Here is a 14,885-nt window from a genome sequence, read left to right on the forward strand (position 1 = left end):
GTCAGCCCACTTTCGCCCGCGCCGCCGTCCAGGTGTTGCAGAAGCCGGTGGCCCCGCCCTTGTAGCCGCGGTCCTGCCAGAACGCCAGGTTGCGCGGCTTGCCGTGCACCTCGCTCTCCTCCGCCTGCCGTACCGCGTCGAGCCAGTCGTCCCACGCGATGCCCGGCCCGATCGACTTCAGCGCGGCGCTGTAGAAGACGCCGGCGTAGCACTCGGCCTGCATCTCCAGCCGGTGGCTCAGCACCGTGCGGGCCCGCTCCGAGGCCGGCAGGTACAGCGCCTCGTGCGCCTTCAGCACCCCGGTGAGCTGCTGGACGTGGTGGCCCCACTCGTGGGCGACCGAGTGGGCGACGTTCATCCTGAACGGGTCGCGCAGGTCGTGCCGGGTGATGCGGATGACGATCGCCCGCTGCTCCGGGCAGTAGTGCGCGCCCGCGCCCGAGACGCGCCCGCAGACCGAGTCCGCGCCGGAGGTGATCGTCACCTCGGGCGAGCTGTACGGCAGCCCGGCCGCCGCGAACCGCTCCGCCCAGAAGCGGTCCGCGCACGCCGCCATGGCCCGGTGGAAGGCGCGCAGCGAGCCCGCCGACCCCGCCTTGATCGCGGGCACCGCGCATCTCATGCGTGGCAGGTCTCCGCCCATGACGTGGGACAGCGACTCCTGCCCGGTGCGCGGCGCGGCCGACGCGGGCTCACCCGCGACCACGGACACGGTGATGAACACCGCCACCGGCACGAGAACAGTGCGCACGATGGCGGATCATAGATCAATATGTCCCTTTTTGTTAGGACACCTTGGACTTAGGGGCCTTCCACGTGTTGCAGGCGCTCGCCGACTCGTTGGCGAAGCCGCGCTCCAGCCAGTAGCCGACGTTGGCGCCGCCGCCGTGGGTCTCCTCGCCGGGCGCCTTCAGCCCGAAGACCGACAGGAAGGAGCCGCTGCCGTTGTTCCTGACGAGGTAGTACCAGTCGTCGTGGGAGCGGTCGAGCGAGTGCCACACGTCGCCGATGAACGCCGCGCCCAGGCACTCGGCCTGCAGCTCGTAGCGGCGGCTCTCGTCGAGGACGCGCCGGGTGTTCTTGCCGGTGTACTCCGTGCCGGCGTCGAGCATGCCGGTGAGCTGCTGGACGTGGTGGCCGTACTCGTGCGCGAGCACCGCCATGAGCACCAGGTTGTCCGGCTGGCGCAGGAAGCCCGGGGAGACCAGATAAGTGATCTTGTTGTTGCGCGTGCAGTAGAGGGCCTGCGCGCCCTCGGGGAAGGCGCCGCAGCCCGTTTTCGCGCCCACCTTCGTGATGACCTGGAACGACGGCTTGCTGAACGTGAAGCCGGCCTTCCTGATCTTCGGCGCCCAGGCCTCGTTGAGGCAGCCGAGTACGCCGGTGAGGTATTTCTTGACGTCCTGCAGGTCGCCGGGCGCGGCCTGCTCCTCCTTGCACGTCCCGAGGTCGAGCTCACCGGTCTTGTAGACCGGGTTGGCGGTCAGCGCCGGCTTGAACGCCGGAGCGGCCTCCGCGTGAGCCGTGCCGCCTAACAGCACGCTGGTCAGGACGCCCGCCAGGAGCGCCGATCGAGGGATACGCATGGGACGGCACCCTAGTGAAGAGGGAGCCCCAGGTAAAGAACGATCAGGTGACGTTGCGGGCCGCCGAGGCCCAGGTGTTGCAGGCGGCGGGGGTGCCCCGGTTGAAGCCCCTGGTCATCCACGCGGCCTGTGTCGGCCCCTTGCCGTGGTCGTTCTGCGGCCAGCCCTTCGCGCCGTTCTTGCGGAACCAGTCCACGGTGTACGACCAGTCCGCGTCCGTCACCAGCGAGGTGCCCTTCATCGTGCTCATGAAGATCGCCGAGAAGCACTCGGCCTGGAGCTCGGACCGGCGCGACAGCAGCAGCCGGCCGGCCTTGCCCGCGCTCGACCGCGCCGTCCAGTAGTAGCTCCAGATGCCGGAGATCTGCTGCACGTGGTGGCCGTACTCGTGGGCGATCAGCCGGGTGATGCCGAGCGGGAACGGGTTGCGGAGCTGGTCGCGGCTGATCATCAGGTACATGGTGCGGTCGGTGGAGCAGTAGACCCCGTCCGCGCCGGCGTTCCAGGCCCCGCAGGGCGTGCGCACCTTGCCGGTGATGATGCGCAGCTTCGGCTTGCTGAAGGGCATGTCCGCCTTGGCGAACTGGGCGGCCCACGCCTTGTTCAGGCACGCCGTCACCCGCAGCAGGAAGCGCCGGTAGGCCGTCATGCTGCCCGCGGGCAGCTCTCCCGGCGAGCAGTTCACGTCCGTCAGCCGGCCGGTCCGGTAGAGCGGGCTGTCCGTGGCGAGGCGCCTGCCGGGCAGCGGCACCTTCTTGGTCTCGGCGCCGTTGACGGGAGGGGAGACGATCTGCTGCGCCTCGTTCACGGGCCTGGCCGAGGTCGTGGCGGAGTCGGCGAGTACGAACACCAGACCGGCCGCGGCGAGCACCAGCGCCAGCAGGGCAGCAACGATCGCCACGATCTTGCCAGTTTGTGCGGAGTTCATAGGTACCGAAAGACTAGGTCAAGATCGGACATATGTGGGTGGAATTGACTCGATGGAGTCAGTGAGGCCTCGGCGAACTAGACTCAGGGCGTCGGCTGACAAAAGCAGAGGGGAGTCGAATCCGTGAGCGGGTTGCTGGGTTCGATCGCAGGACCGCAAGACGTCAAACGGCTCGCCGCCGAGGAGCTGCCGCGGCTCGCGGGGGAGATCCGTGACCTGCTGGTCGACTCGTGCGCCCGGTTCGGCGGCCACCTCGGCCCCAACCTCGGCGTGGTGGAGCTCACCATCGCGCTGCACCGCGTGTTCGACTCCCCGCGCGACCCCATCATCTGGGACACCGGCCACCAGTCCTACGTGCACAAGGTGCTCACCGGCAGGGCCGCCGGCTTCGACGCGCTCAAGCAGGAGGGCGGCCTGTCCGGCTATCCGAGCCAGGCCGAGTCCGAGCACGACTTCGTCGAGAACTCCCACGCCTCCACCGCGCTGTCCTACGCCGACGGCCTGGCCAAGGCGTTCAAGCTGCGCGGCGAGCGCGACCGCACGGCGGTCGCGGTGATCGGCGACGGCGCGCTGACCGGCGGCATGGCCTGGGAGGCGCTCAACAACATCGCCGCCGTCAAGGACCTGCCGGTCGTCATCGTGGTCAACGACAACGGCCGCTCCTACTCCCCGACGATCGGCGGCCTCGCCTCCCACCTGTCCTCGCTGCGGGTCAACCGCCGCTACGAGGACTTCCTCGGCTACGTCAAGGACAAGATCGGGAACGTTCCCGTGCTCTACGACGCCCTGCACGGCGTGAAGAAGGGCGTCAAGGACGTCCTCGCGCCGCAGGCCATGTTCGAGGACCTCGGGCTCAAATACGTCGGCCCCATCGACGGCCACGACGAGCAGGCCATGGAGGCGGCCCTGCGCAAGGCGCGCGGCTTCCGCGGGCCGGTCATCGTGCACGCGCTCACCCAGAAGGGCCGCGGCTACAGCCCCGCCGAGAACCACGACGAGGACCAGTTCCACTCCCCGGGCGCCTTCGACCGGGCCACCGGCGCGGAGAAGCCCAAGGGCCGCATCTGGACCAACGTCTTCAGCGAGGAGCTGGTCCGGCTCGGCAAAGAGCGCGAGGACCTCGTCGCCATCACCGCCGCGATGCTCCACCCGACCGGGCTCAACGCCTTCGCCGAGCACTTCCCCGAGCGCATCTACGACGTCGGCATCGCCGAGCAGCACGCGCTGACCAGCGCCGCCGGGCTCGCCCTCGGCGGCCTGCACCCGGTCGTGGCCGTCTACGCCACGTTCCTCAACCGGGCCTTCGACCAGCTCCTCATGGACGTCGCGCTGCACCGCCTGCCGGTCACCGTCGTGCTCGACCGGGCGGGCGTCACCGGCGACGACGGCGCCAGCCACAACGGCATGTGGGACCTGTCCATCCTCCAGGTCGTGCCCGGCCTGCGCGTCGCGGTGCCGCGCGACGGCGACCGCCTGGCCGAGCTGCTGCGCGAGGCCGTCGAGGTCACCGAGGGCCCCACCGTGCTGCGCTTCCCCAAGGGCCCGGTGGCCGAGCCCGTCGAGGCGGTCGGCAAGCTCGGCGAGATGGACGTGCTGCTGACCCCGGCGGCGGAGCCCGACGTGCTGCTGGTCGGCGTGGGCCCGATGGCCCAGGTCTGCCTCGACGCCGCCAGGCTGCTCGACGCGCAGGGCATCGCGGCCACCGTCGTGGACCCGCGCTGGGTCAAGCCGCTGGACGAGGCGCTGGCGCCGGCCGCCGCCGTGCACAAGCTGGTCGCCGTCGTCGAGGACAACGGCCGCGTGGGGGGCGTGGGCGATGCCGTGGCCCGCCTGCTGCGCGACGCGGACGTCGATGTGCCCGTACGCACCTTCGGCATCCCGCAGGAGTTCCTCGACCACGCGAAGCGGGCGGCGATCCTCGGCCGCGTCGGCCTGACCGGCCAGGATCTCGCCCGCCGGATCACCGAGGCCGTCGCCAAGCGGACCTCTTCCGCCGCGGAGGCCGTGCGCCCCTGAGGGCCCGGCCGCCGTACGCACCACGCGAGGGAATGACCGCCTGGGGTGTGGGAAGGATCAACGGCCGTGAACATCTTTCGCACGAAGAGCGTCGAGCAGTCGATCCGCGACACGGAGGATCCGGAGCATCAGCTGCGCAAGCGCCTGACCGCGCTGGATCTCACGGTCTTCGGCATCGGTGTGATCATCGGTACCGGGATCTTCGTGCTCACGGGTCAGGTGGCCAAGGACACGGCGGGGCCGGCGGTGGCGCTGTCGTTCGTCGTGGCGGGCGTGGTGTGCGGCCTGGCGGCCCTCTGCTACGCCGAGTTCGCCTCCACGATCCCGGTCGCCGGGTCGGCCTACACCTTCGCCTTCGCCACCCTCGGCGAGTTCCCCGCGTGGGTGATCGGCTGGGACCTGATCCTGGAGCTGGCGCTGGCCGCGGCGGTGGTCGCGGTCGGCTGGTCGGGTTACTTCGCGTCGATGCTGGAGTCCATCGGCCTCCCGCTGCCGGCCGCGATCGCTGGCGAAACCGCCGTGGTCAACCTGCCGGCGGTGATCATCGTCGCGATCCTCACGGCGGTGCTGGTGGCCGGGATCAAGCTGTCGTCCCGGGTCAACCTGATCCTGGTGATCACCAAGGTCGCCGTGGTGCTGGTGGTGATCGTGGCGGGGCTGTTCTTCGTCAAGGCGGCCAACTACACGCCGTTCATCCCCGAGGCGGTGAGCACGGCGCGCGTGGAGGGCGTTAAGGCGCCGCTGTTCCAGGTGCTGTTCGGGATCACGCCGGTGGCCTTCGGGGTGCTTGGCATCTTCTCGGCGGCGGCGATCGTGTTCTTCGCCTTCATCGGCTTCGACGTCGTGGCGACGGCCGCCGAGGAGACCATCACGCCGCAGCGGGACGTGCCGCGCGGCATCTTCGGCTCGCTGGCCATCTGCACGGTCCTCTACGTCGCCGTCTCCCTCGTGGTCGTCGGCATGCAGAACTACACCCAGCTGAGCACCGCGGCGCCGCTCTCCGACGCCTTCATCTCCGTCGGCCAGGACTGGCTGGCCACCATCATCAGCCTGGGCGCGCTGGCCGGTCTCACCACCGTCGTCCTGGTGCTGCTGCTGGGCCAGACGCGGGTGTTGTTCGCGATGTCGCGCGACGGGCTGGTGCCGCGCTCGCTGGCCCGGGTGCACCCCCGCTTCGGCACGCCCGCCAGGCTGACGCTCGTCATCGGCGTGGTGACGATGGCGCTGGCCGGGTTCGTCTCGTTCGGTGAGCTGGCCGAGCTGGTCAACATCGGCACGCTGTTCGCGTTCGTGGTGGTCTCGATCGGCGTGGTGGTGCTCCGGCGCACCCGTCCCGACCTGCCGCGGTCCTTCCGCGTCCCGCTGGTGCCGCTGCTGCCGATCCTGTCCGTGCTGGCCTGCCTCTACCTGATGCTCAACCTGCCGGTGGAGACCTGGCTGCGGTTCGTCATCTGGATGGCGCTCGGCGTGCTCGTCTACTTCGGCTACAGCTACCGGCACAGCAGGACCGGGGGCGCGGGCACCCGCCGCTGAGACGCGAAGAGGGGCGGACCGAGCCCAGTCCGCCCCTCCCGCCCACAGGTCAGGACAGCAGCGCCCCGCCCGCGGCCTTCATCACGCAGGCGTTGCGGTAGCCCTTGCTCCACTCCACCGGCTTGCCGCCCCAGGTGCCCTTGATGACCACCGCGTACGGCTGGACCTCAGCGCCGCAGGTGTTGCTCTTCGGGACGTGCATCGTGCTGAGGTCGCCCTTGTACTTGCGCAGCACGTCGCAGGCCGCCTTGGCGTGCGGGTGCGTGCCGCCGTCGGGGTTGCAGCGAAGGGTGACCCCTCTGGTGGGGGAGCCCTTCACCGCGACGGCGATCTTGAGCTTGCCCTTGGCGGGGCGGGGCGCCTGTGCGAGGGCGGGGGACGCGCACGCCAGGAACGCCGCGCACAGGGCCATCGTGCCGATTGCTCGCTTCATGATTACTCTCCGTTCGTCGTGCGGGACGTAACGCTACGGCGGCGAAGGTCATGAAATGCGGAGGCCCGGACCGGGCCTCCGTAAAGAACGTCGGCAGGATCAGGCCGGTACGGAGGCCACACCGGGAGGAAGGAAGCGCGGCTGGGCGATGCCGGTCCTGTCCAGATAAGGCGTGATGCCACCCAGATGGAACGGCCAGCCCGCGCCGAGGATCATGCACAGGTCGATGTCCTGCGGCGCGGCCACCACGCCCTCGTCGAGCATGATCCGGATCTCCCCGGCGAGCGCCTTGAGCACCCGCTCGCGGACCTCCTCGGCCGTCGAGGGCCGGTCGCCGCCCGCGAAGAAGGCCACGGCCTCCGGGTCGAGGGTGAAGTCCGGCAGGTAGACGCCCGGCTTGCCGGCGGCCACGAGCTTGGCCAGGTTCGCCGAGACGCCGAAGCGGTCGGGGAAGGCCTCGTGCAGCGTCTCGGCCACGTGCAGGCCGACGGCCGGGCCGACGAGCTGCAGCAGCGCGAACGGCGTCATCGGCAGCCCGAGCCCGTCCAGCGCGTGCTCGGCGACCTCCAGCGGCGTGCCCTCGTCCACGGCCGCGACGACCTCGCCCATGAAGCAGGTCAGCAGCCGGTTGACCACGAACGCCGGGGCGTCCTTGACCAGCACGGACGACTTCTTCAGCGTCCTGCCGACGGCGAAGGCCGTGGCGAGCGTGGCGTCGTCGGTCGCGGCGCCCCTGATGATCTCCAGCAGCGGCATGACCGCGACCGGGTTGAAGAAGTGGAAGCCGACCAGGCGCTCCGGGTGCGCGAGATCGGCGCCCATCTCGGTCAGCGACAGCGAGGAGGTGTTGGTGGCGAGCACGCACTCGGCCGGCACCACGGCCTCGACCTCGGCGAACACCTGCTTCTTGACCGCCAGGTCCTCGAAGACGGCCTCGATGACGAAGTCGGCGTCGGCGAAGGCGTCCTTGGTCAGCGAGCCGGTGACCAGCGACTTCAGCCGGTTGGCCTGGTCGGCGGAGATGCGGCCCTTGGCCAGCAGCTTGTCGGCCTCGGCGTGGACGTAGCCGACGCCCTTGTCGAGGCGGGCCTGGTCGAGGTCGGTGAGGACGACCGGCACCTCCAGGCGGCGGGCGAACAGCAGCGCCATCTGCGAGGCCATCAGCCCCGCGCCCACCACGCCGACCTTGGTGACCTTGCGGGCCAGCGCCTTGTCCGGCGCGCCCGCCGGCCGCTTGGCCCGGCGCTGCACCAGGTCGAACGCGTACAGCCCGGCCCGCAGCTCGTCGCCCGTCAGCAGGTCGGCCAGCGCCTCGTCCTCGGCGGCGAAGCCCTCGTCCCGCGAGGCGGTCTCGGCTTTGGCGATGAGGTCGAGCGCCCGGTAGGGGGCGGGGGAGGCGCCGCGCAGCTTCATGTCCACGAGGAAGCGCGCGTCGGCGACCGCCTTCTCCCAGCCGTCGTGGGCGGCGCGCTCGACCGTCACCTCGCCCTTGAGCACCCGGGACGCCCAGCGCAGCGACTCCTCCAGGAAGTCGGCCGGCTCGAACATGGCGTCGGCGATCCCGAGCGCGAAGGCGTCGGCGCCCTTGGTCACGCGGTTCTGGGCGAGCGGGTTCTCGATGATCAGCTTGATCGCGGCGGCCGGGCCGACGAGACGCGGCAGGAGCTGCGTGCCGCCCCAGCCCGGCACCAGGCCGAGGAAGCACTCCGGCAGCGCCACGGCGGGTACGCCGGAGGAGATCGTCCGGTACGTGCAGTGCAGGGCGATCTCCAGGCCGCCGCCCATGGCCGCGCCGTTGACGAACGCGAACGACGGGACGTCCAGCTCGCCCAGCCGCCGGAAGACGTGGTGGCCGAGCGCGCCGATCGCGAGGGCCTCCTCGCGGGTGCGCAGCGCCGCCGCGCCCTTGAGGTCGGCGCCGACGGCGAAGATGAACGGCTTGCCGGTCACGCCGACGGCCGCGAGGTCGGTGCGTCCGGCGATCTCCGTCAGCGCCTCGTCCAGCGCGAACAGTCCGAGCGGGCCGAAGGTGTTGGGCTTGGTGTGGTCGAAGCCGTTGTCCAGGGTGATCAGCGCCATCGTGCCCGCGCCGCCGGGCAGCTGCACGTCGCGGACCAGCGCCTTGGTGACGACCTCGTCGGGGTTGCGCTCGCCCAGCAGCGCCCGCCAGTTCTCGATCGTGCTCATGCCAGGTTCTCCCAGATCACAGTGCCGCCCATGCCCATGCCGACGCACATGGTGGTGATGCCGTAGCGCACGTCGGGACGCTCGCCGAACTGCCGGGCGAGCTGCGTCATCAGCCGCACGCCCGAGGAGGCGAGCGGGTGGCCGTAGGCGATCGCGCCGCCGTACGGGTTGACGCGGGGGTCGTCGTCGGCGATGCCGAAGTGGTCGAGGAAGGCCAGGACCTGCACGGCGAACGCCTCGTTGATCTCGAACAGCCCGATGTCGGAGATGTCGAGCCCGGCCAGGCGCAGCGCCCGCTCCGTGGACGGGATCGGGCCGACGCCCATCACCTCGGGGTCCACGCCCGCGAACGCGTACGACACCAGCCGCATCCGCGGCCCGAGCCCCAGCTCCTCGGCTACCTCGCGGGCCGCCACGACGCAGCCGGTGGCGCCGTCGTTGATGCCGGAGGAGTTGCCCGCCGTGACGTGGCCGTGCGGCCGGAACGGCGTCTTGAGCGCGCTCAGGCCCTCCATGGTGGTGCCGGGGCGCGGCGCCTCGTCCTCGACGGCGAGCCCCCAGCCCTTCTCCGCGGTCCTGATGGCCGTGGGGACGAGATCGGGCTGGATCCGGCCGTCGGCGTACGCCTTGGCCGCCTTCTCCTGCGACAGCACCGCGTACGCGTCCGCGCGCTCCTTGCTGATCGCCGGGTAGCGGTCGTGCAGGTTCTCGGCGGTCATGCCCATGACGAGCGCGCTCGGGTCGACCAGCTTCTCGGACAGGAAGCGCGGGTTGGGGTCGACGCCCTCGCCCATCGGGTGACGGCCCATGTGCTCGACGCCGCCCGCGATCGCCACGTCGTACGCGCCGAACGCGATGCCGCCCGCGACCGTGGTGACGGCGGTCATCGCGCCCGCGCACATGCGGTCGATGGCGTAGCCCGGCACGGTCTTCGGCAGCCCGGCCAGGACCGCGGCCGAGCGGCCGATGGTCAGGCCCTGGTCGCCGATCTGGGTGGTCGCGGCGATGGCGACCTCGTCCACGCGCTCGGGCGGAAGGTTGGGGTTGCGCCGCATGAGCTCGCGGATGACCCGGACGACCAGGTCGTCCGCACGGGTCTCCGCGTACAGCCCCTTCGGCCCTGACCGGCCGAAAGGCGTGCGCACGCCGTCGACGAACACGACGTCACGAGAGGAAGGCACGGATTCGCTCCTCGTTCTGGATGGGATTCCGTGCCTATGCTACTCGTCAGTAACTACTCCGCAGACGAGGGCGGCCGTGAGCAGCGTGTAGACCCATCCCGTCGCGGGCTCCCAGAGATGGGCGCGGGCCCCGACCAGGGCGGCGACCGCCAGGGTCGCGCCGGTCCAGAGCGCCGCGCCCGTCCGCGGACGCGCGCCGGGGCCCGGGTCCCACGGGTCGCCAGGTGACCCTCCCGGGCGCGGGGCGCGCGCCGGCATCCCCGTGGAGTCACGTGCCCACCACAGGAGGAACGACACCCCCGCGGCCAGGCCGATCATCACCGACGCCTCGACCGTCCAGGTCAGCACGGTCGCCGCGGATTCGTACCCGGCCCGGCGCAGCAGTTGGGGCAGGCTGCCGCCCAGCAGCAGCGTGACCGCCCAGCCGGCGGCGACGGCCAGCCGGGTGAGCGGCTTGGCCCGGCCCGAGCGGGACACGGCGTACAGCTCGCGCTCCCTGCGGCGGACCCGGCGGGCGCGCAGGCCCCACATGCACTGGGTGATCCCGAGCGCGGGCAGGGCGGCGGCGAAGATCGCCAGGGAGACCACGGCGAGGGCCGGCGCGTGCTCCCGCGCGGACCGGTCGGCGAGCACCTGGGCGGCGGCCAGCAGGGCCAGGGAGGCGACGAGCGCGATGCAGGCGCGGTGGCGGGCGGCCCGGGCCCCGGCCCGCAGCGCGGCAAGCTCCGTGGCCCCGGGAGGCGGCGGTATCTCGGTCAGCAGCATGAACGCCATGATGACGGCAGTGCGCGCGACCTCGCGGGAGTACGCGCGGTTCGGATGGAGCCCTTGCCTGCCGCTGGACGAAGGTGAGCGACGAAGTTGTGCGGCGAAGGTGAGCGGCGAAGGTGAGCAAGGAGTGGCGGGCGGGCCATAGCCTGCGGGGCCCGCGGAGGGCGAACTGTCGTGAGGGGCCGGCGTCACGGGGCCTTCGGGGGCCGTGGAGAGTCAAGAAGCGGAGATTTGTCGTCGTGGCTGCTTGTTTGTGACTAAGCTGCGCGATCATGGCGCAAGGGATGGACCGTGTGAGAGCAAGACCTGGCAATACGGTTGCGGGTTCCCAAGTCGCCCCGGGTTCGCGGCGGTCACGGAACGACGAGCCGCGCCCCCGGCGCAAGTCCCTCACGCCGCTGGGGTGGGTGAGCGTAGGGCTGACCGGGGTGCTGGTGGCGGGGACGCTGGGCGGCTACGCCTACTACCGCAGCATTCTCGCCGGCCTCGAGCAGGAGGACATCGTGGTCGACGCGACCCGGCCTCCCGAGACCGGCGCGCTCAACGTGCTGCTCGTCGGCTCCGACTCGCGCGAGGGCGACAACAAGAAGTACGGCCCCAAGTCGCAGGGCCTGGGCGAGCGCACCGACACGATCATGCTGCTGCACATCTCCCCCAACCGGGACAAGGCCACCATGATCAGCTTCCCGCGTGACTCGATGGTGCAGGTGCCCCAGTGCACGGGCCACAACGGCACCGTGATCGGGCCCGGCATCCGGCAGATCAACGCCGCCTTCAACGACGGCGGCATCAACTGCACGATCAAGACGCTGGAGTCGCTCACCAACATCAAGATCAACCACTTCGTGAAGGTCGACTTCACCGGCTTCAAGGGCATCATCGACGCGCTCGGCGGCATCGAGATCTGCCTGCCCAAGCCGGTCAACGACCCCAAGGCGAAGCTGGTGCTCGGCGCGGGCAAGCACGTGGTGAGCGGCGAGCAGGCCCTCGGGTACGTACGCACCCGCTACGCGCTCGGCGACGGCAGCGACCTCAGCCGCATCCAGCGCCAGCAGGTCTTCCTCACCAAGGTGCTGGCCAAGGTCACCGACGGCGGCCTGCTCACCAACCCGATCAAGCTCAACAGCTTCCTCCACTCGGCCGCGGCCGCCGTCACCGTGGACAGCGGGCTGACGCCGGACCGGATGCTGGAGATCGCCAACAGCGTCAAGGGGCTGACGGCCAAGGAGCTCAAGGGCATCACGGTGCCGGTGGAGGCGTACCCGCCGGACAAGAACCGGGTGCAGTTCAGCGAGCCGGCCGCGCGCAACTTCTTCGAGGCCGTGCGCAACGACGTCGAGGTCACCGCCACGCCCACGCCCGGCAAGGCGGCCACGCCGAAGATCGAGCACGGCCAGGTGCGGGTGCAGGTGCTCAACGGCACCGGCGAGCAGGGCAAGGCCCTGCAGGTGGCCGAGGAGCTGGCCGCGCAGGGGTTCGCGGTCATCCAGGTCGGCAACGCGCCCACCACCCCGACCACCTCCATCCGCTACGCCAAGAAGGACGCCCAGGACGGGCCGGCGTACGCCGACGCGGTGGCCGCCCGGCTGTCGAAGGACAAGCGGACGCCGGTGGCGGGCAAGGTCGCGCCGGTGAAGACCGACGTCTACCAGTCGAAGGTGCCTGCGCCGAAGGGCGGGCCGGTCGTGCAGCTCGTCATCGGGGCCGACTGGCCGGGGGTGCGGGTGTTGTCGGCGATCCCTGACTCGCTCAAGGACAAGGTCGTCGACGTCAACACCAACCCCTGCAAGTAGGGCGGGTCCGCGTCCCTTCTGTCCTGCACGGGAGTGACGCATGTTACTTAGAGTGATTTTAGCGAAACAGGTGGAATTTCCGGACAAGTCGGGTTCGACTCTGCTAAGAAAGGGCGCGGTCACAATACGTACTTAGAGAGGTTCCATCGTGGTGCGCGACGAGAACGACAGGCCATACGAGGACGGCCAGGGGAGGCCGGTCAACCCGGACCTGACGGGCGACGTGCTGTCCCCACGGTGGAGCACGGACGACACCGACGAGCAGCCCGCCATCCAGGTCACGCCGGCCGGTGAGGCCTACATCCTGCCGCCCGAGGCCGGCCGCGACGTGCTCGACGATCTCCCGCAGGACACCCTCTCCTCCGCCGGTCAGGGGCAGGGCGTCGAGCCGGCGTACCTGCCGCTCGACCGCGCCTACGACGGCCCGTCCGACGACGACCGGCCCGCGAGCGCGTACGACGGCGACGTCCGCGAGGGCGACGTCCACGACGAGGGCTCGTACGGCAACGGCTCCTACGACGAGAACGCGTACGACGAGGGCTCGCGCGACAGCGGGCCCCACGAGACCCGCGCCTACGACGGCGCCGGCTCCTACGACACCGGCTCCTACGACGGCGGCTCCTACAGCGGCGACTCCTACAACGCCGGCTCCTACGACGACGGGCTCGACGACGAGCGGCCCCGGCGCGGCTTCCTCGGCTCCGGCTGGACCGACGACTCCGAGGACGCCGGCCGCTCCGGCCGCTCCGAGCGTGAGGGGCGTGAGGGGCGCGGCCGTACCCGGATGCTGGTGCTGGCCGCCGTCGCGGTGGTGGTGGTCGGCGTGGGGGCGGGCTTCGCGCTCACCGGAGGCTCCGACGACCCGTGCGCCGACGGCCGGTGCGCGAGCGCGGGCCAGGTGAGCACGCCCCTCGACTCCGCCGCCGCCGACGACGAGGCCGAGGAGGAGACCGCCGAGCCCGCCGAGGAGGAGACCACCGAGCCGGCCGAGACCCCGACGGCGGACGCGTCCCCGACCACCACGCAGGCGCGGCCGACCCGCGAGCCGGCCGCCCGGCCCACGGCCACCCGGAGCGAGGAGCCGGAGGCGCGGCCGAGCGCGCGCCCGTCCCGTTCGCAGGAGCCCGAGACGCGGGACGCCGACGACCAGGCCGGGACGGTCCGCGACTCGCAGACGGAGCAGCAGCAGCGTACGCAGTCCGAGCAGCGCACGGAGGCGGAGGAGAAGCCGACCGAGGAGCCCACCACCCAGGAGCCCGCGCCCACGCCGGCCCAGGAGGAGCGTAAGGGCCTGTTCGACTACCTCTTCCCCTGGGCCTGAGCCTCCGGTCAGGGAAACGGCCCCGGCCGTGGTGTCGCCCAGGGCCGGAGCCGTGCGAGGATGCGGATCACGGTGCTGTTCGGGCACAATGGAAACCGCTTTCCTAGGGGGAGGTCTCGTGGTCACGCTTGAGGACGTCGCCAAGCAGGCGGGCGTCTCGCTGGCGACCGCCTCGCGGGTGCTCAACGGCAGCACCCGCCAGGTGGGCGCGGCCCTGCGGGCCCGCGTCGAGCAGGCCGCCGACGAGCTGGGCTACCGCGCCAACATCGCGGCCCAGACGCTGGCCAGGGGAGCAGGAAACGTCATCGGCATCGTCGTGCACGACCTGACCGACCCCTACTTCGCCGCTCTCGCCGACGGCGCGATGCGGGCCGCGGCCACCCAGGGCCTGCTGGTCATGGTGGGCACCACGCACCGCGACCCCGAGCAGGAGATCGCCTACGTCGCCACGCTGAGCGCCCAGCGCGTCCGCGCGGTGCTGCTGGTCGGCTCCCGCGTGGCCGACGCCCAGGTCACCGGGCGGCTCCGCGACGAGCTGGCCCGCTACCGGGCGGGCGGCGGCCGGGCCGCCTGCGTCGGCCAGGACCTCCTCGGCGTCGACACCGTCGCGCCGGCCAACCGCGCGGGCGCGGCGGAGCTGGCGCGGGCGCTCGCCGGGCTCGGTCACACCCGCTTCGCGGTGCTGGCCGGGCCGCCGCACCTGGTGACGGCGGCCGACCGGTGCGCGGGCTTCGCAGGGGCGCTGGAGGAGCTGGGGCTGCCCGCGCCGCAGATCGTCCCCGGGCCGTTCGACCGCGACGGCGGCCACGAGGCCGCGCGGCGCGTCGATCCGGACGTCACGTGCGTGTTCGCGGTCAACGACGTCATGGCCGTGGGGGCGCTGGCCGCCTACCGCGAGGCCGGGGTGCGGGTGCCTGAGGACGTGTCGGTGGCCGGGTTCGACGACATCGTCACGCTGCGTGATCACGTTCCTGCGCTGACGACCGTACGCCTCCCGCTCAAGGACATGGGGGCGCGGGCGCTGGAGCTGGCGCTCGCCGAGGACGTCGCCCCGGTGGTCGAGCAGGTCGCCGGCGAGGTCGTGCTGCGCGAGAGCGTACGGAGGCTCGGTTGACGCGGGCGAGCGGGAGGCCCTG

General features: G+C 71.4%; 12 protein-coding genes. 5 read left to right on the top strand and 7 right to left on the bottom strand.

The features are described 5' to 3' along the window. Position 1: 1 nt before the first annotated feature. From AC27IY_RS37255 to AC27IY_RS37265, 3 genes are read right to left on the bottom strand one after another with little or no spacing between them, the layout of a single operon-like run. On the bottom strand, positions 2-751 hold the full coding sequence (locus AC27IY_RS37255; RefSeq protein ID WP_487180904.1) for a neutral zinc metallopeptidase: 750 nt from the start codon (positions 749-751) through the stop codon (positions 2-4). 34 nt (positions 752-785) lie between these two features. Then, entirely contained in the window at positions 786-1,586 is an 801-nt protein-coding gene (locus tag AC27IY_RS37260; protein ID WP_423450822.1) for a neutral zinc metallopeptidase, read from the bottom strand. Positions 1,587-1,629: 43 nt separating this feature from the next. Beyond that, positions 1,630-2,487, bottom strand: a complete 858-nt coding sequence (locus tag AC27IY_RS37265; protein WP_344212303.1) for a neutral zinc metallopeptidase — start codon at positions 2,485-2,487, stop codon at positions 1,630-1,632. Positions 2,488-2,646: 159 nt separating this feature from the next. Between AC27IY_RS37265 and dxs the strand changes: the two genes are divergently transcribed. Both dxs and AC27IY_RS37275 read left to right on the top strand, forming a co-directional pair. Further along, positions 2,647-4,530, top strand: coding sequence for a 1-deoxy-D-xylulose-5-phosphate synthase (gene dxs / locus AC27IY_RS37270; protein WP_487181221.1), 1,884 nt, complete (start codon positions 2,647-2,649; stop codon positions 4,528-4,530). Between the two features lie 66 nt (positions 4,531-4,596). Continuing rightward, positions 4,597-6,063, top strand: coding sequence for an amino acid permease (locus tag AC27IY_RS37275; RefSeq protein ID WP_487180905.1), 1,467 nt, complete (start codon positions 4,597-4,599; stop codon positions 6,061-6,063). Between the two features lie 49 nt (positions 6,064-6,112). Here the strand turns inward: AC27IY_RS37275 and AC27IY_RS37280 are convergent, their stop codons facing one another. From AC27IY_RS37280 to AC27IY_RS37295, 4 genes are all read right to left on the bottom strand, one after another. Next, entirely contained in the window at positions 6,113-6,496 is a 384-nt protein-coding gene (locus AC27IY_RS37280; protein WP_364444331.1) for an SSI family serine proteinase inhibitor, read from the bottom strand. 99 nt (positions 6,497-6,595) lie between these two features. Further along, positions 6,596-8,683, bottom strand: coding sequence for a 3-hydroxyacyl-CoA dehydrogenase NAD-binding domain-containing protein (locus AC27IY_RS37285; protein WP_423450820.1), 2,088 nt, complete (start codon positions 8,681-8,683; stop codon positions 6,596-6,598). Further along, positions 8,680-9,843: a thiolase family protein gene (locus AC27IY_RS37290; protein ID WP_218155836.1), complete on the bottom strand. Its 1,164-nt coding sequence runs from the start codon at positions 9,841-9,843 to the stop codon at positions 8,680-8,682. The genes AC27IY_RS37285 and AC27IY_RS37290 overlap by 4 nt, the downstream gene beginning before the upstream one ends. Positions 9,844-9,903: 60 nt before the next feature. Beyond that, a complete protein-coding gene (locus AC27IY_RS37295) occupies positions 9,904-10,629 on the bottom strand; it encodes a hypothetical protein (protein WP_487180907.1) in 726 nt (241 codons plus the stop codon). Positions 10,630-11,042: 413 nt separating this feature from the next. On the opposite strand from AC27IY_RS37295, the gene AC27IY_RS37300 reads away from it, so the two are divergent. The 3 genes from AC27IY_RS37300 (at position 11,043) to AC27IY_RS37310 (ending at position 14,863) form a co-directional block, all read left to right on the top strand. Next, positions 11,043-12,428, top strand: coding sequence for an LCP family protein (locus tag AC27IY_RS37300; protein WP_364444337.1), 1,386 nt, complete (start codon positions 11,043-11,045; stop codon positions 12,426-12,428). 148 nt (positions 12,429-12,576) lie between these two features. Further along, positions 12,577-13,749 (top strand): hypothetical protein, encoded by a 1,173-nt coding sequence (locus AC27IY_RS37305; RefSeq protein ID WP_487180908.1) that lies wholly within the window; start codon positions 12,577-12,579, stop codon positions 13,747-13,749. 118 nt (positions 13,750-13,867) lie between these two features. Beyond that, a complete protein-coding gene (locus AC27IY_RS37310; RefSeq protein ID WP_344212289.1) occupies positions 13,868-14,863 on the top strand; it encodes a LacI family DNA-binding transcriptional regulator in 996 nt (331 codons plus the stop codon). Positions 14,864-14,885 lie beyond the last annotated feature (22 nt).

It is taken from the genome of Nonomuraea sp. B208 (genome assembly GCF_057536035.1).